Raw genomic sequence first — 22,755 nt, 5'->3', positions numbered from 1 at the left:
TTGTTAGTGGCCAGCGTCAGAAAAATCTGATGAATGTTTTTGAAGGTATTTCAATACCAGCGCTTGAGTATCACCGTCTAAATTCACAAACGACAACATACCGTTAAACATACCTGGCCAGGTGTTGGTGTCGAAGTGATTTTCGGCAGGCTGGGTATGACATACACTACAGGCCGTATCATAAGTGGTTTTGGCAAACTGCCAGAGGGTATCGCGTGAGTCGGTCAGTGAACCGTTACGCATCCATAGCGTGATTGATACTTTCTGCCACGGCAAACCAGTTAGGTCATCTTCTTTGGTTTCGCCTTTTTGCATAATGCTGTCGTTTTGAGCCACTTCTTTGGTTAAGAAGCCATCGTTAATGTTCATGGCAAAGTCTTCAAACAGCACGCGACCAAAACCTTTGGTTTTACGCCAGCCGTCTATTTCTACCTGAATTGCATCGCCTTTAATGTCGAGAACTTTTACTGCAGTGGCTGCATTAAGTTGGCCAGCTTCTTCACTAAGTTCGGCGTTGGTGAACATTGGCAGTTGACGCACGCTGTAGTAAGTTTCGCCCTTTTTGTAGCCCGATGTTGCCATCTCTTCGAGTTTGGCTAGGGTGCCTTCGCCCGAATTCATGTTTTCTGGGAGTTCGTGGGCAATACCTTTGTGGCAATCGATACAGCTTTGGTCGCGCTCGGCGGCCATTTTCATTTGCACTTGGGCGCGCTCAGACATGGAGTCAAAGTCCATGCTGTTGTAGTTGTGACAGTTTTTACATTCTAAGGAGTTATTGGCTGTGAAACGGTCCCATTCGTGTTGGGCTAGTTCACCGCGTTTTTCTAAGAACTTCTCACGGGTATTAATGGTGCCAAATATTGCGCCGTATACTTCTTTAGACGCCTGCATTTTGCGAGCAATTTTGTCAGTCCAATTATGCGGTACGTGACAATCTGGACAAGTGGCACGTACACCTGAGTTGTTTTTCCAGTGCACCGTGTCTTGCAGTTCTACATAAACGTTGTCGGCCATTTCGTGGCAGCCAATACAGAACTCTTCGGTATTGGTGGCTTCTAGTGCGGTATTAAAGCCGCCCCAGAAAATGATACCAGCAACAAATCCGCCAATAGTCAAAAAACCAAAGCTTAAATGTACGCTTGGTTTGCTCACTATTGACCAAAATTTCTTCAGCATATTTTTCATGGTGGTGTCTCACATTGCTGCGAATTATTTAGTTATTAAACAAAGAAAGAGCAGAGTTATTAACCGTGTCCTGGCGGGCCCATCATTATCTGGAGCATCCAAACGATAAAGCCATAACCGCCTACGGTGACCACTGCCAAAATAGGAAAAAGCACAACGGCGATAAATAGAAATACCTTCCACTCATCCATTTTGCTGGGGCTGTCTTCCACCACATTATTCTTAGACATGCAAAAGCACTCCTACATTAATGTTATGTATATAAATTTAACTTAGTCTTGATATGTAAGTTTGACCAGTTTCACCGCTGTTTTTTGTGCTTATCTGTGTCACTGAGCAGCAGCAATTTAGTAGCGTTTTTTTACCGCCGCTGGCATTGCTGAAAGTTGCTGGTTTGCAAGGGCGCGTAGTATACCCACTAAAGGAGTAGGGTCAAACATTTCTAACTGATTTAGAGTGTATCCAACAGCCTCTATGGTGGATAAGCCTTTATCTATCGAGGTTTTTCGTATTTTATATTGCCCTTGCGGGGCGTGCTCGAAATGAAATTGTTCTAAACTTTGTAGCCAGGGATTGAGGTGCCATAATTTTTTGGCTTTTCGCCAGGTGCCATCAAGTAGCAATATTGTGGCGGGGGAGCTGTCTGCGGTGTAAGCCGCTTTTTGAGTATTGCTTAGCCGCTCTAAAGCTTGGCTAGTTTGACTAGGGTAAATCAGCAAAAATTGATGTGGAGCTTGTTCCACTTGCTGTTTTAAATCGGCAAAATCGTCGGCATTTTCACCCACTATTATCGTTGCATTATCCAGAGCTAAACACGCTAGATGAGCGGTGCTTTTAGCATGTTGTTGTTCGCTGGGGTGCTGCAAAATAATCACCGGATGACGATGTGAACAGCTGGGGATGTTTGCGCATAAGCAGTGACTTTGAGGGCGCAAGCAGCGCTGGCAACGAACTCGACTCATTGATCTCTTAGTTTAATAAAGGCGGGCTAATTATAAGCTATTGTTTAGGGTAATTCACAATACTCTGCCTGTTGTTGAAGTAGCCAGCTCTTAATGTCTTCTGGGCAGTGATGAGACAAGTGTAAGTAGGTCGGTAACTCTGCGATTAAATCAGACCAAGCTTTAAGTTGTCCTTCGGCGAGCCGGGATTCGACACTTATTTGTGGCAAAATTGCCCAGCCTAAAGCGGCTTCTAACGCATCCAGCAATAAGGTCTCTCCGATAAACAAATTACTTTGCTGCGGCTCGCGAATATCAAACAGCTTCAAGTGGCCATCAAAGCGTTGCTGATGATTAACCAACTTGGGGTGGGCTACTTTTATCAACTTGGCAGGGCGCCAACTAAGCACTTGAGTATTGTTCTGTTGGCTTTGCGCCGAAAAGCTAAAGTGAACATGTTGCTGACTATTACCGCTGAAATGCAAATCCAGTAAGGGATCAAAACGCTGTAATTGGTTGGCTAGTAAGGTAAGCCACGGGCTAGGAAACCAGGCTTGATAGCTAATGCTTAACTTGAGGCTCTTGCCTAACTGTAAATGGCGGCAGTGGCGCTGCAGTTCGTGGTAGCGGCTTACTATCAACTCAGCCTGCTCTATTAAGGCAAGCCCCGCAGAGCTAAGTGGAAAAGGTGCCGCGTGTTGGTTGAACAAGCAGCAGGCGAGTTGCTTTTCTAGTTGGTCAATCCGCTGTATTACCTGTATTTCGGTGCACTTAAGCTGCTCGGCACACTTTATTAAATTGCCATGTTTGGCGAGGCAAACAAAGGCTTCTAAGGCTGCTTGTTTGGCTTGTTCATCCATCATAGGCACTCAAACTTAACAGGTTTAAGCACTGCGCTACTTGGCTGTCGTGCTGGCTATTTAGCCAAAGGATTTCTATTTCTAACTTGGTTGGTGAGAAGTAATTACTTAGGTGTAATTCTATTAAGCTGCCATTACGAAAACTGGACTCCAACCAATGACGTGGAGCGATGGCCCAGCCCATTCCAAGTACTAGCAAATCGTGCAGCATTTCACGGTGACTGAGCTGCCAGCAGCTTACTCGATTAAGTTGTAACTCTAAGGGCAAATGGCTTAAACACAGTTGACGATGGCGCTGTAGCTGCTCGGCGCTGAGCTGCTGATGTTTGCTCAAACTATGGCGAGCAGCGCAGGCCAGAGCCAAACTTAAATTACAGTAGCGACGCGAATGAGTTTTAGGCGGCTTGTTTTGCTGCGCCACTCGCAGTGCTATGTCGATATTACCATTAACCAATTGCTGCTGGAGTTGGCGGCTACTTAATTGCACTAGTTTTAGTTGTTGCAGTGAGAGCTCGCTAATAAAGCGCGGGTAACATTGTAATAAGCTTTGGCTAGGTACAAATTCATCTAAACCAATCACGATTTGTTGAGGTTGTGGTTTATCTACCGGGCTTTGCAGAAAGTTATCTAGTTGCAGTTGTAGTTGCTTAGCGCGCTGGTAAAGCTGCTGGCCTTGTTCGTTTAAGCGGCTGTAGTCGGGGTCGAATAGCGTGCAGTTTAATGATTGCTCTAAGTCGGAGAAAATCTTTCTTCTACTACTAGAGCTGGTCATCTCTGGGTAATGGTGGCGTTGCTCATAGGCTTTAACAAACCGGCTGAGCAAGCCAATATCCGTGTGCTGCATTCTCATAGGCCATGATCTTAGTGTCTTTTAAGGCTAGCAGAGAATGGCTGAGCTGTTAGAACATGTAGCGAACACCTGCACTGGCTTCGAGCTTCACTTCAAGGTCGTCAATCACATACACAATCGGTTGTAGCTCGGCAAAGAAACGAAACTTATCAACCACAGTATGCGCGCCAAACACTGCACGAGCACCTAGCTTATGATGGTGGTGATCGCTCCATTTGCCGCCAAAGCCGTAATAAAAGTATTGTTGCTCAGGAAAACCAATGATTTTATCGCCACTTAAAGAGAAGTCGTTAAGTCCTAGGTTCACTCGAATATCGTTAAACTGAGCACTAATACCATTGTCGCTGCCTACCATTACCCCAAGCTCAGGATTAGCATTGCTCGAAAATGCCACTAAACAAAGTGCTCCAGCACCAAATACTGCAATTTTCATAGTTACCTCATTTATTGTTTGTCGAGCATTCTAGAGATAGCTCATCACAAGGTAAACCACTGGGCTGTTGCTTTTATCGACAGCCCTGCCCAGATATCGTGACAGGCTAAGCTAATTTGGCTAAATGCTGCGAAATAGTGCTTGTTGAGGGGGTAAATGCGTGCTAAATGTAAGGTAAGTGGTTGTTTCCAATTGTTGGTCGGCTACTTTATGAAGTTGTTGAGAGCGATTTTATTTGGCTCTTCAGCTTCTAAGCGCTAGCTATTTTTAGTCGTAAGGAGTGCTTATGAGAACAGAACAAGCGTTCGCCAATACCGGGTTGTTAAGCCGTTACTTAGCAGAAAGAGAACAATTCTTTAAAGGAGCATGCTGCTTTGTTCCTGATTCCCACTTAAGCCTTAAAGAGCAGCAACACAGTGCCTTACAACACGCCTATCAACAATCTTGGATTAGCATTTCCGAACTTCAACACTGGTCACAACAACTAGACTTGTGATTAGCCAAGGTGCTCAACTCGTTGCGCGAAGGTTTCAGCGAGTTGTGAGCTGGTAATTCAAAATAGGCGATCGGTAGTTTGATCGCCGCAAGCTGCTGACGTAAAAACAGATTCAGCTGCTGCTTACTAAGCTTTTGTTCTGCGTTAATAAACGCCACCGGACATTGGCCGTATTCTCTGTTTTGTTGTGCCACCACCACCGCTTGATTGATCATTGGGTGTTGTAATAATGCCAGCTCTATTTCTTCCGGTTGAATGTTTTCACCGGCACAAATAAACATGTTATTGCTACGCCCCAGAGTGTGTAAGTGCGCGCCTTCGATTAACCCTCTATCACCGCTGTTAAACCAGCCATCAGGTTCACAGGCTTTTAAAATTTCGCCATTTTTCCAGTAACCCAAGAACAAGGTTTTACCGCGTAGGTAAATCTCGCCTTGATGTATCTTGGCGCGGCGATGCGGCAAAATTTGATAAGCACTTTGGCCTAAGCGGTGATGGCGGGTAGCGATTTGCGAGCTCATTTCACTGCTGCCATAGGAGCTATAAACTTGAAAGCCGCGGCTAATGGCTTCTTCCAATAAACTGTCGTTACAAGCTGCGCCACCAATTAAGATGTGTTTGAGTTTAAGGCTATGCGCCCAAAATTTTGCTTGGGTGAGTAGCCGATAAAGTTGAGTTGGCACCAACGATACATGGGTGGTGTCGCTGCCCAGTAAATCAGGAAATACTCGCCCTTTGTTTTGTGCCACAACTATGCGCGCGCCAGCTAGTAGGCAGCGCCATACAATGGCCTGGCCGCCAATATGGTAAAGCGGTAAAGACAATAACCATTGGTCTTGGTGCTTGAGAGGAATCATCGCTTGCGAGCCCTGAGCACTGTAGTAGTGATTTCGCCAGCAGTGCACCACGGCTTTAGGCGGGCCACTGCTGCCAGAGGTAAACACCATACTCATTGGGGCTTCGCTATCGAGCTCAATACCGACAGAGTAGCTAAGCTCTTGGTGCGGGTTAAACTCTACTCGCTTAGCTTGCTGTAAGCTGCAATCTAAATCACTCCAATAAAACTGGCAGTTTACGGTGTCACTTAAAGCCTGTAATTGTGAGAGCGGGTGATGATGATTAAGCGGGCAAAAGATATAGGCTAGTTCCAAACTAGCTAGCTGCAACAACAGCATACGCAGTGGATCTTCGCCAAAGCAGCACACTCTAGAGCCTTGTGTCACGCCTTGCAGACGCAACTGTTCAGCCGTGGCTTTTACCATGACATAAAGCTGCTGATAGCTAAGCTGCTGTTGGCCAATGCTCAGGGCAATATGTTCTGGGCGAATTTGGCTTTGCAGTTGAAGTGCGTGGGTAGACAAAGAATGGGTGCTCATAGCAGCATTATGCCGCAAATTGTGAAGCTTGTCGCCGCTGGCAAATATCGCCAGCGACGCAGTTTTTTTGGGGGCTTATGCAACCAGTGCAGTTACACCAAAGGCACCAGCGAAACCGGCAATAGTACGTGTGATTTTTTGGCCGTAAGTCGACTTTTGCACAGCTTTACCTAGTAAGTAACCGCCGCTAATAAGGGCAATTGAGCTAGCAATAAAGCCTGCAAAGAATAGCTTCATGTCTGCGCCTGCAGGCACTTCGTTACCATGGGCTGCGCCGTGTAAGGCTGCCACTAAACATACTGCTAAACCAGCTAGGCTAGCTGCTTTTGGCAATACCTTAGCCACTAATACCGCCATAACCAGTAAAGAAATAGCCAAGCCTGTCTCTAACATTGGTGGTACAAAACCCATGCTGGCAACAACCGCTGCCACAATCAACGCAAACACACTTTGCGCCAAGCTCAACTTAAGTTTGCCAGTTTGGCTAGCTAATAAACCAATTAGGCTTAAGGCAATTAGGTGGTCTAAACCAGTAAGTGGATGTAACAAGCCTTCACTTAAGCCATGGTGGTGTCCTTCGTGGGCAAAGCTGGGCAAGCTAATGAGTAGGCCTGCAGCCAAAGTAAGTAGTTTTTTCATGGTAGGTTCCTTGTAATTTAAAACTAGTTGGGAGTAGCAGGGCTAGATTCTTCTAGCATGCCTTGCTCAATAATAAAGTTGATAATGGTTTGTAAGCCTTCGCTGGTTTTAAGGTTACTAAATACAAATGGGCGTTCGCCGCGCATTTTTTAGCGTCGCGATCCATGACTTCTAGCGAGGCACCAACATGTGGGGCTAAATCGGTTTTATTGATGATCAATAAGTCAGATTTAGTAATGCCTGGGCCACCTTTACGGGGAATTTTGTCACCAGCACTTACGTCGATTACGTAAAGGGTTAAGTCACTTAACTCGGGACTAAAAGTAGCACTTAGATTATCGCCGCCGCTTTCTACTAGCACTAAATCTAAACTTTGATGGCGGCGATTAAGCTCGGCAATCGCCGCTAAATTCATCGATGCATCTTCGCGAATGGCGGTGTGCGGGCAGCCGCCGGTTTCTACACCCAAAATGCGGTCTTCAGCGAGGGCGTCATTGCGCAGCAAAAATTGGGCATCTTCTTTGGTATAAATGTCGTTGGTCACAACCGCTAGGTTGAAACGGTCTTTTAGCTCGCGACATAGCGCTGTAAGTAAGGCTGTTTTGCCTGAGCCTACCGGGCCGCCGACACCTACACGTAAGGTTTGTTTTATGCTCATTATGGTTCCTCTTTTTTGTGGCTACGCTAAGAGCGAAACAGCCGACAATATTGGGTTTCGTGAAGGGCGCTAGCCAAGCTTAATGCTGGTAACGACCCGCTTATTTGATCAAAAGGTAAAGTTAAGCCCGACTCGCGTGCTGGTGGCAGCAGCGGCAGTAACTCGCTAAGTAGTTTTTGGCAGGCCGTTTGCCCAAGCGGTAGGGTTTTACCGGCTACCGCCAATTGGTTTTCTAACCAAGTCCATAGGTAGCCGTCGGCTAATTCATCAAGCGCTACTTGCCAATGCACACCAGCCAAAGCAAACATGCTTGTCCAGCTCATCGATTCTTGGCTGAGCGATGCGGTAAATGACTCATCGAGTTGGCTAAGCAAGGTACGTAAGGCGTTGCCCATTTGCACATCTTCTAGCTCCAACTCGAGGGTTTCTCGGCTGGCAATAAGTTCTAAATTTAGGCTCTCAAACTTAGCAAAGTCTTGCGCTTTGCAAGCTTGATAAAGTGCCGCCAGCATCGGAATATCGAGGCAGGCTAGCCCTGCCTCTAAACAACCGCTAATCCAGCTTTTTAGCTGCTGAGGATTATTCACCCAGCCGTTTTCTATTGCGTATTCCAAGCCTTGCGAATAAGCAAAACCACCTACCGGTAAGCTGGGGCTAACCAAACGCATTAGCTGAAGTTGCGCCATGCTAGTCATTAGTGGCTATGTCCTGGCAAGTGGCTGTGATAAGCACCGGTTTCTGGGTCAAATGGACCTTGGTGCTGTTCTACTCGTAGCCCATAAAGCTCTACTAAGTCTTGCAATACATGGTCTGGCTGAAAGCGTACCCAACCTTCACCAATTTGCAGTGGTGTATGGCGGTTACCTAAGTGGTAGCAGACCTTGGCGAACATTAGTGGATCATCGCTATAGGCGGTGGTTACCAACTCGTCGGCACTTTTAATCTCAACCACTTCGCCATTATCGGCTTCTAGCATTTGGCCATTTTGTAGCACTTGTCCACGCTCTAAGAAAAAGCCGATATCTTGCTTGGTTTCGGTTTGCGCTTTAATACGCGCTTTTTTACGTAACTCGTAACTCAAAACCACTTGGTGATGCACTGGGCCGTGGTAGTGATGGAGGGTTTGATACACCTTTAACATTCATTCTCTCCTTAAAATAAAAAGTAACGCTGAGCGAGTGGTAGCTCGGCAGCGGGTTCACATTCAAGCAATTGGCCATCGGCGCGCACTTCATAGGTTTGCGAATCCACTTCCATATGCGGTTGGTAGTGGTTGTGCACCATGTCTTGCTTTTTAATGCTGCGGGTATTTTTACACGCCACTAGGCGGCTAGTTAGGCCTAGGGTTTCATCAATTTTTGCATCTAAAGCCGCTTGGCTTACAAAGGTGACGCGGGTTTCGCTCATCGCCTTGCCGTAAGCGCCAAACATTGGGCGGTAATGCACCGGTTGTGGCGTGGGGATCGACGCATTAGGGTCGCCCATAGGTGCGGCTGCAATCGCGCCCCCTTTAATAATTAACGAGGGTTTAGCGCCAAAAAAGGCAGGCTTCCACAATACTAAATCTGCCAGTTTACCCACTTCAACCGAGCCTACTTCATGGGCAATACCATGGGTTATGGCCGGGTTAATGGTGTATTTGGCAATGTAGCGTTTGGCGCGGAAGTTATCGCAGCCAATTTCTTTATCTTCTGGCAATAAACCACGCTGCACTTTCATTTTGTGGGCGGTTTGCCAAGTACGGGTAATCACTTCGCCTACTCGGCCCATGGCTTGCGAATCTGAGGCGATCATCGAGAATGCGCCTAAATCGTGCAAGATGTCTTCGGCGGCGATGGTTTCTTTACGGATCCGCGAATCAGCAAAAGCAACATCTTCAGGAATAGCCGGATCAAGGTGGTGACATACCATTAGCATGTCTAAGTGCTCGTCTACGGTATTAATGGTGTAGGGGCGAGTTGGGTTAGTAGATGATGGCAACACATTATCTAAACCACAGGCAGTAATAATATCGGGTGCGTGGCCGCCACCTGCGCCTTCGGTGTGGTAGGTATGAATTACTCGGCCTTTAAAGGCGGCGATAGTATCTTCTACAAAACCTGATTCATTTAAGGTGTCGGTATGAATGGCCACTTGTACGTCGTAGTTTTCGGCAACGGTTAAACAGTTGTCGATAGACATCGGAGTGGTACCCCAATCTTCGTGCAGTTTTAAGCCCATGGCACCGGCCATTAGTTGTTCTTCTAAGGGACGCGGTAAGCTGGCGTTGCCCTTGCCCAAGAAGCCTAGGTTCATTGGGAAACAATCTGCCGACTGCAGCATTTTGCCTAAGTGAAAGGCGCCAGGGGTACATGTAGTTGCATTGGTTCCGGTTGCGGGTCCGGTGCCACCCCCTAACATGGTGGTAGTGCCCGACATTAAGGCTTCTTCAATTTGCTGCGGGCAAATATAGTGAATATGTGAGTCGACCCCGCCAGCAGTCACAATTTGGCCTTCACCTGCAATTACCTCGGTACCTGCACCAACCTCGATATCAATGTTGTCTTGAATATCGGGATTACCCGCTTTACCTATGGCTTGAATACGGCCGTCTTTAAGTGCAATGTCGGCCTTTACAATACCCCAGTGATCCAAAATAAGGGCGTTGGTAATCACGGTATCTGGCACCATGGCGCAGCTGGCTTGGCTTTGCCCCATGCCATCACGTATTACTTTACCACCACCAAATTTAACTTCGCTGCCATATTGGGCGTAGTCTTTTTCTACTTGAATGATTAGCTCGGTATCGCCAAGGCGTACTTTGTCACCCACGGTTGGGCCAAACATTTCGGCATAGGCGCGTTTATCCATTTTGCTCATGCTTGTTCCTCGTCACTTAGTTTGCCCATTACTTCCCCTCTAAAACCGTATACCTCGCGCTTGCCACTTAAGGCCACCAGTTCTACGCGGCGGCTTTGGCCTGGCTCAAAACGTACTGCGGTGCCGGCGGCAATATTAAGACGAAAACCTAAAGCGGCTTTACGGTCAAAATGCAGGGCGGGGTTAGTTTCGGCGAAGTGGTAATGTGAGCCTACTTGCACTGGGCGATCGCCGCTGTTGGCAACATCTACAGTTACAGTGGCTAAACCTTTGTTTAGCTCAATGTCACCATCATCAATGATTAGTTCTCCGGGTATCATTTGCTGTTCCTCTACAAGTAGCCTAAGGGATTGGGTTATGCACGGTGACCAGTTTGGTGCCATCGGGGAAGGTGGCTTCCACCTGTACTTCGTGGACCATTTCGGCAATGCCATCCATTACATCGTCACGGCTTAGCAAGGTGCGTCCCCAGCTCATTAGCTCGGCAACACTGCGCCCTTCGCGCGCGCCTTCTACGATGCTGGCCGAGAGATAAGCCACGGTTTCGGGGTAGTTAAGTTTTAGCCCTTTGTTTTTACGTCGCTCGGCGACCAAAAAGGCGGTGAACAGCAATAACTTGTCTTTCTCTCTTGGGGTTAATTCCATGTCTGCCTCGTAGTATTAAATTAAGTATTCCAAATTCGGGGGCGAACCGCTGGGTGACCAAGCGTAACCGGGCGAATAAGCGCCCAAGCCGCTTCAAACTCTTGCCTTACTTGTTCGGCGTTGTCCCCTAAATAGCGCAAAATGATAAGGCCGCGCACTAATGTGATGCCCACCTCTGCACACGCTAGTTGTTCGCGTAAATCTTCTAATAACTGCTTTTGGGCTAATTCGCTGAGTAAATCTACTGTGGCTAGCATGCAGGCGTATACGTGTTTGCCAGCCAATGCTGCTGGGTTAGCAGCAGTATTGGCGTTATCGATGCGAGTATTCTCAATCAGCAATGGGCGCTGTTCGCGATACACCTTGATGGATTGCATCAACTCGCCGTGGTCAAAGTCTTCGTCGCTGGCTTTGCGGCCTAAACAAGTAATTTCCCAAGCGATTAGTTGAGCATTACCTTGCAACATGAAGTGACTGTCTAAGCGGCCTTGCGCGCCATTAAATACAATGGTTTCTGGCGGCAGCCACTCTAAGCTGCTGTTGTCTTGTAAATGAAATCGCTGCTCTTGGCGTTGCTGCTGGCGTGCCAAGTTAGAGCGATACAATTTGCCTGATGCTGGGGTAGTAAGTACCACTTTACTGCCAGCCAAACATTCCACATTCATCAGCAGGTGATCACCCGCCACCAAGCCGCCGGGTGGGTGTAATAAATACACGTGGCAACAATCTGGTGCAGCCAGCTCTGGGTGAAAAGGGCGTTGTACCCGCAAGGGGCCTTGGCTTTGGTTTAAGGTTAAGCGAGTTTTATTAGCGATAGGGGCAAAGCCCAAATCAAGGGTGGCTACCCAACCTTGCTTAATGGGGGCGTGCGAATTGCTGCATGCGGTTTGCTCTTGCTGACTCACTGTTATCCTTCTTTCATGGCTGGAAGTGAATTTTCCTCTGCTTAATAGAGCAAGAACTAAACCAGTTTTATCGAGCTAACCTAAGAGCGGCTCCTATTCAAAATAGCGCAAAATCAGCAGCTTGGGGTGGATCATTTTGGTGCGCGATGGCCAAATTGGTGCGTTTGTTTGGTGTTTGTTTATTGTACGATCATTTTGGTGCGTTTATTTGAGGCAAACGCTCATGTTTTGTGCGTCGAATTACTAATGATATATAAATCATTTCATTAAGTTATTGTTTTTAATTGTTATTTTCTACTTGGCATAGTCGATGCTCTAGCTACCTTAGCATTGCATGAGGTACCGCATGCTCTAAAGGACTATAAAAAATAGGAAATATAGCAATGACACAACATAGCAAATGGAAGAAGATCGCAACGGTTGCAAGTGGTGTAGCACTTGCCTTCTCAATGAATGCAGCCCAAGCCGCAGAAACCATTAAAGTAGGCGTATTGCACTCGTTATCAGGCACCATGGCTATCAGTGAAACAACACTGAAAGACACAGTGCTTATGATGATTGAAGAGCAAAACAAAAAGGGTGGTTTATTAGGTAAGAAGCTAGAACCTGTAGTGGTTGACCCAGCATCTAACTGGCCTTTATTTGCCGAGAAAGCACGTGAGCTACTAGATAAAGAGCAAGTAGACGTTATCTTCGGTTGTTGGACTTCGGTATCTCGTAAATCAGTACTTCCTGTAATTGAAGAGCTAAACGGTATGCTTTTCTACCCAGTTCAGTACGAAGGTGAAGAAAGCTCTAAAAACGTATTCTACACTGGCGCTGCGCCAAACCAGCAAGCGATTCCAGCGGTTGATTACCTAATGGAAGAAGAAGGTGTAGAACGTTGGGTACTAGCCGGAACCGACTACGTATACCCACGTACAACTAACAAAATCTTAGAAGCTTACCTTAAGTCTAAAGGCGTAGCTGAAGCCGACATCATGATTAACTACACGCCATTTGGTCACTCTGATTGGCAAACAATCGTTTCTGATGTGAAGAAATTTGGTGGTGCAGGTAAGAAAACAGCGGTTGTTTCTACCATTAACGGTGACGCAAACGTTCCTTTCTACAAAGAGCTAGCTAACCAAGGTATTTCGGCAGAAGACATTCCAGTAGTTGCTTTCTCTGTAGGTGAAGAAGAGCTATCTGGTTTTGATACTGCTCCTCTAGTGGGTCACTTAGCAGCTTGGAACTACTTCCAAAGCGCAGACAGCGAAGCTAACGAAGAGTTTATTGCAGCTTGGAAAGCCTACACTGGCGACGACAAGCGCGTAACTAACGACCCAATGGAAGCAACTTACATTGGTTTCCAAATGTGGGCTGAAGCAGTTGAAAAAGCGGGTACTACAGACACCGATCCAGTGCGTGACGCAATGTACGGTATCACTGTTCCTAACTTAACTGGCGGTTACGCAGTAATGAACACTAACCACCACTTAACTAAGCCAGTGCTTATTGGTGAGATTCAAGCTGACGGTCAATTCGACACTGTATGGCAAACAAGCGGCGGCGTAATTGGTGATGCTTGGACAGACCACCTAACTGAATCAGCCACTATTGTTGCTGATTGGACTGCCCCAATTAAGTGTGGCAACTTCAACATCAAAACTGGCCAATGTTCTGGTCAAAACTACTAAGGAACTGTTGCGCTTTTGAGCTCAACAGCCCAAAAGACAAATAGAACCTAGGTACGCGTAAACAGCTAAGTGCCTACGGGCACTTTTTAAAAGGCGCGGCTGAGTAATATCGGTAGCGCCTTTTTTGTATTGAATCAATCAAGAGTAGGGATTGTTTTGAGCATATACATATCTCGCTTCGCACGCTTGTTGGCCGGTGTTTTACTCATGCTTTGGGTATTACCAGCTGCTGCAAGTGATTGGGAGCAGGCAGTGCAGGCCTTAACTGCAAAAAAAAATAGTCAAAAACAACAAGCTATTGAACAGCTAATTGCTAGCGGAGACAAACGTAACAGTTTGATCTTCGAAAGCTTATTAAGCGCCAATTTGTACTACCAAAAATCAGATAAAAAAGTGGTAGTAGCGGTAAAAGAAGGCAGCCTTTATAACTTAAGTTCTGTAGTTGATGGCGCTGATTTAGGTAGCGTTAAAAAATCTCTTATTAAGAAAATCTCGGTTAACAACAAAATCCGTCGTCAGCTGCGTAGTGGTTTAGCACTAATTGGTTTAAACGCCGATGAGTCTAGCGCTCGAATTGCCGCGATTCGTTCATTAATGAATACCGCTGACCAATCTCACACGCCGTTAATCGAGCAGCGCCTCGTTGCCGAGCAAGATGAAAAGGTAATTGCCAAACTTAAAGAAATGCAGGCGATTATTAATCTGCAATTTGGCGAAACTGCTGAGCGTTTGGCTGCGGCCGAGCTACTGGCTGGCCAATTAGACCCGGCCTCTCGTAACGTATTAGTTAAGCAGCAAGCTAGCGAGCAAGAGCCTCAAGTATTAGCCGCCATTGATAAAGCCATTGCCACTAATGATCAGCTGTTACAAATAAACAGCGTGGCCGAGAACATCTACTTTGGTTTGAGCTTAGGTGCAGTGCTGTTGTTGGCAGCGGTAGGCCTTGCGATTACCTTTGGTGTGATGGGCGTGATTAACATGGCCCACGGCGAAATGATCATGCTGGGTGCTTACACCACCTATGTGGTGCAGCAATTAATGCCAAATAATATTGAATGGTCGTTGCTGGTGGCAATTCCTGCCGCCTTTTTAGTGTCTGGTTTGGTAGGTGTATTAATTGAGCGTGGCGTGATTCGTTTCTTATACGGTCGCCCGCTAGAAACACTATTAGCCACTTTTGGTTTAAGCCTTATTTTACAGCAGGCGGTTCGCAGTATTTTTGGTCCGCTAAACCAAGCAGTAATTACGCCTCAATGGATGAGCGGCTCGCTAGAGATAAACGGCGTGTTGTCACTTACTTACAACCGTCTCTACATCATCATTTTCAGCTTTATGGTAGTGGCACTACTGTGGACAATTTTGCGTAAAACCTTCTTTGGTTTGCAAATGCGTGCGGTAACTCAGAATCGCCCAATGGCTAACTCTATGGGTATTCGTTCAAGCTGGGTAGACGCCATGACCTTTGGTTTAGGCTCTGGCATTGCCGGTATTGCTGGTGTGGCTTTAAGTCAGTTAACCAACGTGGGACCAAACTTGGGCCAAAACTACATTATCGATTCCTTCATGGTGGTGGTATTTGGCGGCGTGGGTAACCTATTTGGTACCGTGATTGGCGCACTTACTTTAGGTGTGGCGAACAAGCTAATGGAACCGTTTGCCGGTGCCGTATTAGCCAAAATCTTGGTTCTAGTGTTCATCATTCTATTTATTCAAAAACGTCCTCGAGGCTTGTTTGCCTTGAAAGGTCGTACGGTGGAGGACTAAAGCATGCCTAAGTCTGTATTAGTTCGATTTTTAGTAAAAGACAAAGTGGGCAACGCCATGTTGCTGGCTTTGTTATTGTCGGCGATTTTAGTGCCGTTAATGAGTTTGGCGCTTAGCCCCGAGAACCCTTTGCACTTAAGTTCTTACTGGGTAACCTTGTTGGGTAAATACCTGTGTTATGCCTTGCTCGCCATTGCAGTGGATTTAGTGTGGGGGTATTGCGGTATTTTAAGTTTGGGTCACGGTGCTTTTTTTGCACTGGGCGGCTACGCCATGGGCATGTACTTAATGCGCCAAATTGGCGACCGCGGTGTATACGCTAACCCAGAATTGCCAGACTTTATGGTATTCCTCGATTGGTCGGAATTACCTTGGTATTGGCTGGGTTTTGATATGTTCCCCTTTGCCATGTTGATGGTGTTTTTGGCACCGGGCATTTTGGCCTTTATCTTTGGTTACTTGGCCTTCCGTTCGCGAGTAACCGGTGTGTACTTGTCGATTATTACCCAAGCCCTTACTTATGCGCTGATGTTGGCGTTTTTCCGTAACGACATGGGTTTTGGTGGTAACAACGGCTTAACCGATTTTAAAGACATTCTAGGCTTTAGCTTGCAAGCAGATTCAACCCGAGCGGTGTTGTTTGCCTTAAGTGCACTAGCCTTAGCTGGCGCTTATGTATTGTGCCGCTGGATTGTGAACTCAAAACTTGGTCGAGTATTAATTGCCGTGCGCGACAGCGAAAGCCGTACCCGTTTTATCGGTTACCGCGTAGAGCGCTTTAAGCTATTTGTGTTTGTAGTTTCGGCCATGTTAGCTGGCGTAGCTGGCGCTTTGTATGTGCCGCAAGTGGGCATTATTAACCCTGGCGAATTTGCGCCGCTTAACTCCATCGAAAGCATTGTTTGGGTAGCCGTTGGTGGCCGAGGCACTTTGTTTGGTGCGGTATTTGGTGCGCTGCTGGTTAACTTTGGTAAATCTTGGTTTACCGGTGCATTCCCAGAGCTTTGGTTGTTCTTCTTAGGCGCTTTGTTTGTGGTAACGACTTTGTGGTTGCCAAAAGGCGTGGTGGGTTTGTATGGCAGTATCAAAGCTAAGTTGCAAGAAAGAGCAGCAACTAAGGTAAGCACTGCTGCTGTCACTGAGCCAACTCCAGCAACAGAGAAAAAAGCCGATAAAGCCGATCCAGCGGAGGGTGCAGTAAATGCGTAGTGTACATATTCCTCAAGACACCATCTTGTATGTAGATGGTGTAACCAAAAGCTTCGATGGTTTTAAAGCCTTAAATAGCTTGTCGTTAATTTTAGAGCCTGGCCAAATGCGCGCAATTATTGGCCCCAATGGTGCCGGTAAAACCACTATGATGGACGTAATTACTGGCAAGCTTCGTCCCGATGAAGGCACGGTATTTTTTAATAACGATATCGATTTAACCCAGCACGACGAAGCCGAAATTGCCAACATTGGCATTGGTCGTAAGTTTCAAAAACCCTCGGTAATCGAAAACCTAACGGTATTTGAAAACTTAGAGTTAGCCTTGGCCGGACGTCGTGGAGTGTTTGAATCTTTGATGCATAAATTGTCCTCTAGCGACAATAAACAAATTGGCGACACCTTGGCGCTGATTCGTTTAGCAGATAAGCAAGAATGGTTAGCTGGCTCTTTGTCGCATGGTCAAAAACAGTGGCTAGAGATTGGCATGTTAATTATGCAAGAGCCGCAGTTATTGCTCATTGATGAACCCGCCGCCGGAATGACCGATGAAGAAACCGCCCTCACCGCCGAGCTGTTTAAAGAGCTAGCTAAAAAGCACTCTTTAGTGGTGGTAGAGCACGACATGGATTTTGTAAAAGCACTAGATTGTCCAGTAACGGTATTGCACGAAGGTTCGGTATTGGCCCAAGGCACTCTTGAGCAAGTGCAGCAAAATCAGCAAGTCATCGAAGTTTACTTAGGGCGCTAGGAGGCGACGGAATGTTAGAACTTTCTAAAGTAGATAGTCATTACGGGGCTAGCCAAGCGCTTTACAATGTAGGCCTAAGTGCCGAGCCGGGCAAAATAAGCTGTGTACTCGGGCGCAACGGCGTGGGTAAAACCACGCTGCTAAAAGCGCTAGCGGGTCAGCAAAGCATTAGCGCCGGCAGCATTATGTTTAACGGTAAAGACATTAGCAAAATGTCGGCGGCGCAACGCGCCAAGCAAGGCATTGCGATTGTACCGCAAGGGCGTGAGATATTTGGTCAACTAACGGTGCTGGAAAATCTTAAAACTGGGTTCTCGGTATTGCCTAAATCGGAGCGTTTTATTCCCGACGAAATCTTTCGTTTGTTCCCGGTGCTAAAGCAAATGCTGGCGCGCCGTGGCGGCGATTTATCGGGTGGCCAGCAGCAGCAATTAGCGATAGCGCGCGCTTTAATCATGCGCCCTAAATTATTAATGCTAGACGAGCCTACCGAAGGGATTCAGCCCTCCATTATTAAAGACATCCAAAAGGTATTGGCACTACTGCGCGATCGCGGCGAAATGGCGATTGTATTAGTAGAACAGTATTTTGATTTTGCTGTAGCGCTTGCCGACAACTACACCGTACTAGATCGCGGCAATGTGGTATTGCAGGGCAGCAAAGACGAAGTAGATGAAGCCGATGTAAAACGTTGGATGAGTGTTTAGATCTTAACTCGCGTTAATGATATGGCCGCTCACTAGAGCGGCTTTTTTTGTGCTGGTTCACTTATCAAGGATTCATTTTGTAACCGTTAGCTGCTTAGCGTGTTTATTCTTTTTTAAGGATAAAACAGAAGCTGTATAGCTAAAGTTAAATATACGATGCCACAAGTAGTTATATATAGTGTGGCTATATAACCCTTTTTATCATATTTCTTTTCAGTGTATCGCCCCTGAGAGCCACCAACAAAAAAGCCTCTTCCTGACATTTTTAGATATACATTCACAGATAATAAAGTGAGTATGAATGTAATTACGGTTAACGCTATAAAGTTCGGCATTTTTCCATACTTGTCATCCGCTATATTGCCTAAAAAAAATTGCAAAAAAGATATCCCGAAGTTTATCAATAGTAATATCCAAGGCCCCTTTTCTCGGCGAGAAAAGATGTCAAAAAAGGTTGTGTCTTCCTCTTTATTACTACTCATTATCTAGTATTTCCTTGCGATGTTGGCCCTACGAGTGCTCTATATTTTTATCTTTGTATTAAGCGTCAAAATTATCTTTAACATATTTTCTATTCCTTAATGTTTCCGTGTTCATCTACTAACGGAACCTCTTTACCTTTATCCATATATGACGCTATAAAATAAGCCTTTGTTAAAGCTGTGCTATATACTTCGTCGTTAGGAGATATCTCTCTAACTGCTATATTCCCAATATTTATTTTGGACAATTTCTCCCCCGAAGACTCACCTGAAATACAATCATTTATATAGTTTAACTGATTCATAATATACTTATATAAATCTGAATTTTTGTAATTGCTATCTAAGCGATTGTTTGTAATAGCTATAGCTTCATCTATCCAAAGTTTTTTTTGTTCTTCCGTCATGAAATTATTGGCCATAGTATTTCCTTGAATCTAAATCGAATGCATCGGGATCTGTAGTAAACATTGAAGGTCTCCACCTTTCGTATTTAATAGCATTGTTTAAATATTGCAGGGTTTCGGAGAAGTATTAAAGGATATTATTCGTTCAAATGGCCACAAGCTAGCTCTTGATTATTAACTTGGTTATGCCGTCGCAAACTTTAGGCCATTAGCAGTTAATCGAGGTTCTTAACCTTAAGCCTTTCTTCATCATTCACTGCTTTTGCTCGCCGCTCACATGCGCCGGATTTGCAGTTTTGCAGGCAAAGCTTCCATAGCACGTGCTTGGCTTCTGGCTGTATATCGGCCAAGTCATTTATACAAATTGCTCCCTGAGCAAGCAATTGTTGTAGCTTATCTACCGAGAGGCTTAGCTGGATCCTTGGTGATGTTGAAGAGTGATGTTTCATGGTAATGTCCAAACACTTATTGCGAATAGTTATCATTAACTATCATTGAGTTTGGAGCAAGGTTTTGTTTGAGGTTTGTTCGCTTTCCCTTATTGGAACAAAAAAGCTTAAGGGCTTATCTGCCCTTAAGCTCGCTTATTACGCTACTATTTTTGCTGCCTAAGCAGCGCTTTTATCTCGCTTAGCTCTTGCTGTAATTCTCGCAGACTCGGCTCGTTGGTGCCTTCGGCGAGGCTTTTTTCTTCACGTACTTTAGCGTGTTCTTGTTCCATCACATTTACCACAATGCCAATCACCATGTTAAGAAAGGCAAACGCCGACAGGAAGATAAAGCTAAGGAAGTAAATCCAACTTAGGCTGTATACCTGCATGGTTTCGTACATTACGTCGGTCCAATCTTCGAAGGTCATCACCCGGAACAAGGTGAGCATGGAGATGGCAATGTCGCCCCACAATGTTGGGTTAATGGTTTCGAATAAGGTGCTGCCAATGGCGGCGTAGATGTAGAAGATGATGAACATTAGCAGCATTACGTAACCCAGCTGCGGCAGGGCTTTAACCAGCGAGGTAAGCAAGATACGCAGCTCGGGAATAATAGACACCATTCGCAGTACCCTAAATACCCGAATTAGGCGACCAACTACGGCTAGTTCAGAGTTTTCGATAGGGACTAGGCTTACCAATACAATTAGGGTATCGAAGACATTCCAGAAGTTATTAAAGAAGTGCTTTTTATTGGGCTCGGCAATAAAGCGAATGCTAATTTCGACCACAAAAAACAGGGTGATGAGGTAGTCGAGTATGATGGTGGCAGTAATAACTTTAGGCGGCAGTGAGTAGGTTTTTGCGCCAATAAGTAAGGCTGAAATTAAAATCACCGAAATTACAAACAACTCAAACAGCTTGTTACGTTTAAGGCGTTCAAATTGGGTTTGCAGGTTTTGGCTATTAGTGTTCAATGTTTGTTACTGCGGTGTTATGAAATGCTGTTAGCAATTTTGCCGCATACTGGTGGGCGAACTCAAGCACTAGATGAGGTGATTTCGTACTGCAAATAGCACCATCTCCATTGGGCTGTGTAATTCTAGCTGGGCCATTAAGCGATACTTGTGTGACTCAACGGTGCGCGGGCTTAAATTTAGCATTTTTCCAGCCTGTTTTGCCGAATAGCCTTGGGCCAATAATGATAGAACCTTAACCTGCTTTGGACTGAGCTTAAGAACCTTATGGTGATCGGCGGTGCGGGAAGGAGCATTTTCACTTACGCTACTTAGCACTTTGGCGTGTTGCCAGTGGCTAAGCCATAAGTTACCAATAAGTTTTAGCTGTTCAATATCTGTCGAGGGTTGTGAGCAATTACAGAGTGTTTTTTTAAACATGCTTGATGCCAAAGCACCCCAGCGCTCACCGTGTAGTGATAGCGGCACAATATAGTGCAAACACGCTCCTTCTTGATACAGCTTTTGCAGAACAAAATCATTGCTAGAAGCTAACTCTACTTCATTAAAAAGAACTGGCTCTTTGGCTTGCTCTACCTTCTTTAAGTAGTCTAGGTGTCTATCGTTGTCGTCTATGTAGTCATTAATAGTTGCAGGGTTTAACCAGTCAACTGCATGATGCAAGGTGTTTTCTGCATTCACTAATATCATTGAATTAGGGAACAAAGTAACGCGATCTAGCCCAAAAAACGTTAAGGCAGGGTCGGCTAAATGTTGCCAAACAGTGGTGAATTGGGCAGGACCTGTCTGCATTAGCTGCTCTGATTGCTCAAGCAATAATTCTTCGAAAGGAGTTCTAGGGTGCGTTGTTTGTGACATTCTGTCTATTGGTGCATTGTTGGGAATAATTGTTTTATCACTAAATAGTAGCAAATCTTCAGCTGATGAAGGTCTGCTGAGACCTTCATCAAAGAATACGTTTTAGTAACACAGTTCTACAGATTCAACTACCTGCATAGCTTGTTGTGGTCCGCAGCTTATGCTGTAAGTGCCATTTTCATGGAGAGTTGTTTCAATCCACAAACCGTCACTGTCATGCTGGGTAGCCACTTGCTCGCCTTGGTTAAAGCTATTTTTGTGGCGAGTCCAGCTATCAGCTTCGTAGTCATCGGTGTTTTCAAAATCAGTAGATATGAAGTTAAGCACGTCTAGTTCACTGCCATCAAGCTGGTCGATATTACCATATAAGCCAATCAATGAACTTAAACCGAGCGTTTCATAGTTGTTATATACATGGTAGGAATAGGTGGCCAAATCACCATTGCTATCGAATACTTTGGTATGGGCGGTTTGGTTGACTAAAGCTTGTTCAAAACCTCCGGTAAAGCAGTCAAGTTGTTCTGCTTGAGTATCTTGATATTGATTGACTACAGCATAGCGAGTAGGACGGTTTTGTTCGTAAAACTCGAGAGTGTTACATAGCAACATATTGTCTCGCTGACGAGATACATCGTGAACAATTTCATACTCTATCTGTTCATTGCTATGCATTTCCATGCTTGAGTAGCTCATCATTTGCCCTAAAACTTCAAGGTCTGGGCTCATTGCATTTACCATTCTAACGTTAGAGTTATCGTAGGCGACAAATTCTTCGCGGTACCAAGCTTGCGCTTCATTTTCGTCGTCAAACCATTTACCCAAGTAATACTCTACGTATACGTAGAAAGCATCGGGGTAGCTTTGGTAAAGGTCTGCTGTGTCCTCATAAGACTTTTGCAAGCCTGGCACGAGCTCTTGAGCGAAAGCATGTAACTCAGCGTTTTCTTCCGCGATATAGTCACTGTAAAGCTCTTCTACGGTGATGTTGTAGCGACGAGCTACCCGCCATTCTTGTTCCTCTAAACGCTTGGTTATATCTTCCTGCAAACTGTAATTGGCTTTTAGCTCTGCACAGGTAGTTGCTTCACCCCTCTCAACTAACTCAGCTTCAACGCTGTTCCATACTATGCTGGTTAGCGGTGTAGTCGCTTTGAGATCATCCTCACTGAGTATTGCGAAGGCAGGTGGGTAACTAAGTTGATAAGCTTCCTCTACTTCACCATAATCGCTATCAATCGCGCCTACTGGTACATCAATAATTATTGGGGCATAGTCTGCGCAATCTGCATCGCTACCAGTTAAAGCTAGGTCGTACTGGCCGTTCTCGTTGGTTAGTGCGCTAGGTTCGCCAGCATCAAATTGGCCGTTGAAGTTAATGTCGAGAAAGGCTGTTGCTCCGCTAATATAACCATCGATAGCGAGACCAGACAACTGGGTATTACTAGGAGTACTATCATCGCCTCCGCCACCACAAGCGAAGAGTACGGTGGTGGCGAGTAAACTAGTGAACAGTCGTGGGTACATATTAATCCCTCATCATGTAGAAAAAGTCCCTAAAAGCTAGTTCAAACTCTGTTTATAAATGCGAGCAAATAAACAGGCTTGGTTTATCACAGGTTAAGTGTTCTAAGGACACAAAAGGC

Annotated in this window: 26 protein-coding genes and 1 pseudogene; 6 read left to right on the top strand and 21 right to left on the bottom strand. The window is 45.6% G+C overall.

Features of this window, described 5'->3' with window-relative positions; genetic code table 11:
• Positions 1 to 3 precede the first annotated feature (3 nt).
• The 6 genes from torC to K5620_RS20420 form a co-directional block, all read right to left on the bottom strand.
• On the bottom strand, positions 4 to 1,185 hold the full coding sequence (gene torC / locus K5620_RS20445) for a pentaheme c-type cytochrome TorC (RefSeq protein WP_016403107.1): 1,182 nt from the start codon (positions 1,183 to 1,185) through the stop codon (positions 4 to 6).
• A gap of 59 nt (positions 1,186 to 1,244) precedes the next feature.
• Entirely contained in the window at positions 1,245 to 1,415 is a 171-nt protein-coding gene (torE, locus tag K5620_RS20440; RefSeq protein WP_016403108.1) for a trimethylamine N-oxide reductase system protein TorE, read from the bottom strand.
• A gap of 117 nt (positions 1,416 to 1,532) precedes the next feature.
• Positions 1,533 to 2,147 (bottom strand): tRNA-uridine aminocarboxypropyltransferase, encoded by a 615-nt coding sequence (locus K5620_RS20435; protein WP_040307489.1) that lies wholly within the window; start codon positions 2,145 to 2,147, stop codon positions 1,533 to 1,535.
• Positions 2,148 to 2,191: 44 nt separating this feature from the next.
• Entirely contained in the window at positions 2,192 to 2,989 is a 798-nt protein-coding gene (locus K5620_RS20430) for a LysR family transcriptional regulator (RefSeq protein ID WP_084681956.1), read from the bottom strand.
• Positions 2,979 to 3,836, bottom strand: coding sequence for a LysR family transcriptional regulator (locus K5620_RS20425; RefSeq protein ID WP_084681958.1), 858 nt, complete (start codon positions 3,834 to 3,836; stop codon positions 2,979 to 2,981). Before K5620_RS20425 ends, K5620_RS20430 begins: the two co-directional genes overlap by 11 nt.
• A 49-nt stretch (positions 3,837 to 3,885) precedes the next feature.
• Positions 3,886 to 4,269 carry a hypothetical protein gene (locus K5620_RS20420; RefSeq protein ID WP_016403112.1) on the bottom strand — a complete coding sequence of 128 codons (384 nt, stop codon included), beginning with the start codon at positions 4,267 to 4,269 and terminating at the stop codon, positions 3,886 to 3,888.
• Positions 4,270 to 4,555: 286 nt separating this feature from the next.
• On the opposite strand from K5620_RS20420, the gene K5620_RS20415 reads away from it, so the two are divergent.
• Entirely contained in the window at positions 4,556 to 4,765 is a 210-nt protein-coding gene (locus K5620_RS20415; protein ID WP_016403113.1) for a hypothetical protein, read from the top strand.
• On the opposite strand, the gene menE is transcribed toward K5620_RS20415, so the two are convergent.
• The 9 genes and pseudogenes from menE to K5620_RS20370 all read right to left on the bottom strand — a co-directional run bounded on the left by menE (position 4,735) and on the right by K5620_RS20370 (position 11,847).
• A complete protein-coding gene (menE, locus tag K5620_RS20410; protein WP_016403114.1) occupies positions 4,735 to 6,141 on the bottom strand; it encodes an o-succinylbenzoate--CoA ligase in 1,407 nt (468 codons plus the stop codon). The two genes, K5620_RS20415 and menE, sit on opposite strands and share 31 nt — an antisense overlap.
• A gap of 75 nt (positions 6,142 to 6,216) precedes the next feature.
• Complete coding sequence (locus K5620_RS20405) at positions 6,217 to 6,780, bottom strand: HupE/UreJ family protein (RefSeq protein WP_016403115.1); 564 nt, start codon at positions 6,778 to 6,780, stop codon at positions 6,217 to 6,219.
• Positions 6,781 to 6,803: 23 nt separating this feature from the next.
• Positions 6,804 to 7,438 (bottom strand): annotated as a pseudogene (ureG, locus tag K5620_RS20400) (urease accessory protein UreG).
• Positions 7,439 to 7,464: 26 nt separating this feature from the next.
• Positions 7,465 to 8,133, bottom strand: coding sequence for an urease accessory protein UreF (locus tag K5620_RS20395; protein WP_016403117.1), 669 nt, complete (start codon positions 8,131 to 8,133; stop codon positions 7,465 to 7,467).
• Positions 8,133 to 8,579: an urease accessory protein UreE gene (gene ureE, locus K5620_RS20390; RefSeq protein ID WP_016403118.1), complete on the bottom strand. Its 447-nt coding sequence runs from the start codon at positions 8,577 to 8,579 to the stop codon at positions 8,133 to 8,135. Before ureE ends, K5620_RS20395 begins: the two co-directional genes overlap by 1 nt.
• Positions 8,580 to 8,590: 11 nt before the next feature.
• The gene (gene ureC / locus K5620_RS20385; RefSeq protein ID WP_016403119.1) at positions 8,591 to 10,297 is read right to left on the bottom strand and encodes an urease subunit alpha; all 1,707 of its coding nucleotides are present in this window, start codon (positions 10,295 to 10,297) and stop codon (positions 8,591 to 8,593) included.
• Positions 10,294 to 10,617, bottom strand: a complete 324-nt coding sequence (locus tag K5620_RS20380) for an urease subunit beta (protein WP_016403120.1) — start codon at positions 10,615 to 10,617, stop codon at positions 10,294 to 10,296. Before K5620_RS20380 ends, ureC begins: the two co-directional genes overlap by 4 nt.
• 22 nt (positions 10,618 to 10,639) lie before the next feature.
• Positions 10,640 to 10,942 (bottom strand): urease subunit gamma, encoded by a 303-nt coding sequence (gene ureA, locus K5620_RS20375; RefSeq protein WP_016403121.1) that lies wholly within the window; start codon positions 10,940 to 10,942, stop codon positions 10,640 to 10,642.
• 20 nt (positions 10,943 to 10,962) lie between these two features.
• Positions 10,963 to 11,847: an urease accessory protein UreD gene (locus K5620_RS20370; RefSeq protein WP_016403122.1), complete on the bottom strand. Its 885-nt coding sequence runs from the start codon at positions 11,845 to 11,847 to the stop codon at positions 10,963 to 10,965.
• Between the two features lie 449 nt (positions 11,848 to 12,296).
• Here K5620_RS20370 and urtA point away from each other — a divergent pair, with 449 nt between their 5' ends.
• The 5 genes from urtA to urtE all read left to right on the top strand — a co-directional run bounded on the left by urtA (position 12,297) and on the right by urtE (position 17,957).
• Positions 12,297 to 13,526, top strand: a complete 1,230-nt coding sequence (urtA, locus tag K5620_RS20365) for an urea ABC transporter substrate-binding protein (RefSeq protein ID WP_246612339.1) — start codon at positions 12,297 to 12,299, stop codon at positions 13,524 to 13,526.
• Between the two features lie 156 nt (positions 13,527 to 13,682).
• Entirely contained in the window at positions 13,683 to 15,290 is a 1,608-nt protein-coding gene (gene urtB, locus K5620_RS20360; RefSeq protein WP_016403124.1) for an urea ABC transporter permease subunit UrtB, read from the top strand.
• A gap of 3 nt (positions 15,291 to 15,293) precedes the next feature.
• On the top strand, positions 15,294 to 16,499 hold the full coding sequence (gene urtC / locus K5620_RS20355) for an urea ABC transporter permease subunit UrtC (RefSeq protein WP_016403125.1): 1,206 nt from the start codon (positions 15,294 to 15,296) through the stop codon (positions 16,497 to 16,499).
• The gene (gene urtD / locus K5620_RS20350; protein WP_016403126.1) at positions 16,492 to 17,250 is read left to right on the top strand and encodes an urea ABC transporter ATP-binding protein UrtD; all 759 of its coding nucleotides are present in this window, start codon (positions 16,492 to 16,494) and stop codon (positions 17,248 to 17,250) included. The genes urtC and urtD overlap by 8 nt, the downstream gene beginning before the upstream one ends.
• A gap of 11 nt (positions 17,251 to 17,261) precedes the next feature.
• On the top strand, positions 17,262 to 17,957 hold the full coding sequence (urtE, locus tag K5620_RS20345) for an urea ABC transporter ATP-binding subunit UrtE (RefSeq protein WP_016403127.1): 696 nt from the start codon (positions 17,262 to 17,264) through the stop codon (positions 17,955 to 17,957).
• Between the two features lie 113 nt (positions 17,958 to 18,070).
• On the opposite strand, the gene K5620_RS20340 is transcribed toward urtE, so the two are convergent.
• From K5620_RS20340 to K5620_RS20315, 6 genes are all read right to left on the bottom strand, one after another.
• Positions 18,071 to 18,439 (bottom strand): hypothetical protein, encoded by a 369-nt coding sequence (locus K5620_RS20340; RefSeq protein ID WP_040307490.1) that lies wholly within the window; start codon positions 18,437 to 18,439, stop codon positions 18,071 to 18,073.
• A gap of 89 nt (positions 18,440 to 18,528) precedes the next feature.
• Positions 18,529 to 18,861: an immunity protein Tsi6 family protein gene (locus tag K5620_RS20335; RefSeq protein WP_040307491.1), complete on the bottom strand. Its 333-nt coding sequence runs from the start codon at positions 18,859 to 18,861 to the stop codon at positions 18,529 to 18,531.
• 200 nt (positions 18,862 to 19,061) lie between these two features.
• Positions 19,062 to 19,295: a hypothetical protein gene (locus K5620_RS20330; protein ID WP_016403128.1), complete on the bottom strand. Its 234-nt coding sequence runs from the start codon at positions 19,293 to 19,295 to the stop codon at positions 19,062 to 19,064.
• Positions 19,296 to 19,441: 146 nt separating this feature from the next.
• Positions 19,442 to 20,254, bottom strand: coding sequence for an ion transporter (locus tag K5620_RS20325; protein ID WP_016403129.1), 813 nt, complete (start codon positions 20,252 to 20,254; stop codon positions 19,442 to 19,444).
• 69 nt (positions 20,255 to 20,323) lie between these two features.
• Positions 20,324 to 21,112: a response regulator transcription factor gene (locus K5620_RS20320; RefSeq protein WP_040307492.1), complete on the bottom strand. Its 789-nt coding sequence runs from the start codon at positions 21,110 to 21,112 to the stop codon at positions 20,324 to 20,326.
• Positions 21,113 to 21,214: 102 nt separating this feature from the next.
• Positions 21,215 to 22,636: a hypothetical protein gene (locus K5620_RS20315; protein ID WP_016403132.1), complete on the bottom strand. Its 1,422-nt coding sequence runs from the start codon at positions 22,634 to 22,636 to the stop codon at positions 21,215 to 21,217.
• Between the last annotated feature and the right edge of the window lie 119 nt (positions 22,637 to 22,755).

The sequence above is a fragment of the Agarivorans albus genome (assembly GCF_019670105.1).
Lineage (GTDB): Bacteria > Pseudomonadota > Gammaproteobacteria > Enterobacterales > Celerinatantimonadaceae > Agarivorans > Agarivorans albus.
This window is presented reverse-complemented; position numbering and strand designations above follow the sequence as displayed.

Excerpts from the sequence above, each read along its gene's own strand:
- torC (WP_016403107.1), bottom strand. The coding sequence starts at position 1,185 with ATGAAAAATATGCTGAAGAAATTTTGGTCAATAGTGAGCAAACCAAGC.
- torE (WP_016403108.1), bottom strand. The coding sequence starts at position 1,415 with ATGTCTAAGAATAATGTGGTGGAAGACAGCCCCAGCAAAATGGATGAG.
- K5620_RS20435 (WP_040307489.1), bottom strand. The coding sequence starts at position 2,147 with ATGAGTCGAGTTCGTTGCCAGCGCTGCTTGCGCCCTCAAAGTCACTGC.
- K5620_RS20430 (WP_084681956.1), bottom strand. The coding sequence starts at position 2,989 with ATGATGGATGAACAAGCCAAACAAGCAGCCTTAGAAGCCTTTGTTTGC.
- K5620_RS20425 (WP_084681958.1), bottom strand. The coding sequence starts at position 3,836 with ATGAGAATGCAGCACACGGATATTGGCTTGCTCAGCCGGTTTGTTAAA.
- K5620_RS20420 (WP_016403112.1), bottom strand. The coding sequence starts at position 4,269 with ATGAAAATTGCAGTATTTGGTGCTGGAGCACTTTGTTTAGTGGCATTT.
- K5620_RS20415 (WP_016403113.1), top strand. The coding sequence starts at position 4,556 with ATGAGAACAGAACAAGCGTTCGCCAATACCGGGTTGTTAAGCCGTTAC.
- menE (WP_016403114.1), bottom strand. The coding sequence starts at position 6,141 with ATGAGCACCCATTCTTTGTCTACCCACGCACTTCAACTGCAAAGCCAA.
- K5620_RS20405 (WP_016403115.1), bottom strand. The coding sequence starts at position 6,780 with ATGAAAAAACTACTTACTTTGGCTGCAGGCCTACTCATTAGCTTGCCC.
- K5620_RS20395 (WP_016403117.1), bottom strand. The coding sequence starts at position 8,133 with ATGACTAGCATGGCGCAACTTCAGCTAATGCGTTTGGTTAGCCCCAGC.
- ureE (WP_016403118.1), bottom strand. The coding sequence starts at position 8,579 with ATGTTAAAGGTGTATCAAACCCTCCATCACTACCACGGCCCAGTGCAT.
- ureC (WP_016403119.1), bottom strand. The coding sequence starts at position 10,297 with ATGAGCAAAATGGATAAACGCGCCTATGCCGAAATGTTTGGCCCAACC.
- K5620_RS20380 (WP_016403120.1), bottom strand. The coding sequence starts at position 10,617 with ATGATACCCGGAGAACTAATCATTGATGATGGTGACATTGAGCTAAAC.
- ureA (WP_016403121.1), bottom strand. The coding sequence starts at position 10,942 with ATGGAATTAACCCCAAGAGAGAAAGACAAGTTATTGCTGTTCACCGCC.
- urtA (WP_246612339.1), top strand. The coding sequence starts at position 12,297 with ATGAATGCAGCCCAAGCCGCAGAAACCATTAAAGTAGGCGTATTGCAC.
- urtC (WP_016403125.1), top strand. The coding sequence starts at position 15,294 with ATGCCTAAGTCTGTATTAGTTCGATTTTTAGTAAAAGACAAAGTGGGC.
- urtD (WP_016403126.1), top strand. The coding sequence starts at position 16,492 with ATGCGTAGTGTACATATTCCTCAAGACACCATCTTGTATGTAGATGGT.
- urtE (WP_016403127.1), top strand. The coding sequence starts at position 17,262 with ATGTTAGAACTTTCTAAAGTAGATAGTCATTACGGGGCTAGCCAAGCG.
- K5620_RS20340 (WP_040307490.1), bottom strand. The coding sequence starts at position 18,439 with ATGAGTAGTAATAAAGAGGAAGACACAACCTTTTTTGACATCTTTTCT.
- K5620_RS20335 (WP_040307491.1), bottom strand. The coding sequence starts at position 18,861 with ATGGCCAATAATTTCATGACGGAAGAACAAAAAAAACTTTGGATAGAT.
- K5620_RS20330 (WP_016403128.1), bottom strand. The coding sequence starts at position 19,295 with ATGAAACATCACTCTTCAACATCACCAAGGATCCAGCTAAGCCTCTCG.
- K5620_RS20320 (WP_040307492.1), bottom strand. The coding sequence starts at position 21,112 with ATGTCACAAACAACGCACCCTAGAACTCCTTTCGAAGAATTATTGCTT.
- K5620_RS20315 (WP_016403132.1), bottom strand. The coding sequence starts at position 22,636 with ATGTACCCACGACTGTTCACTAGTTTACTCGCCACCACCGTACTCTTC.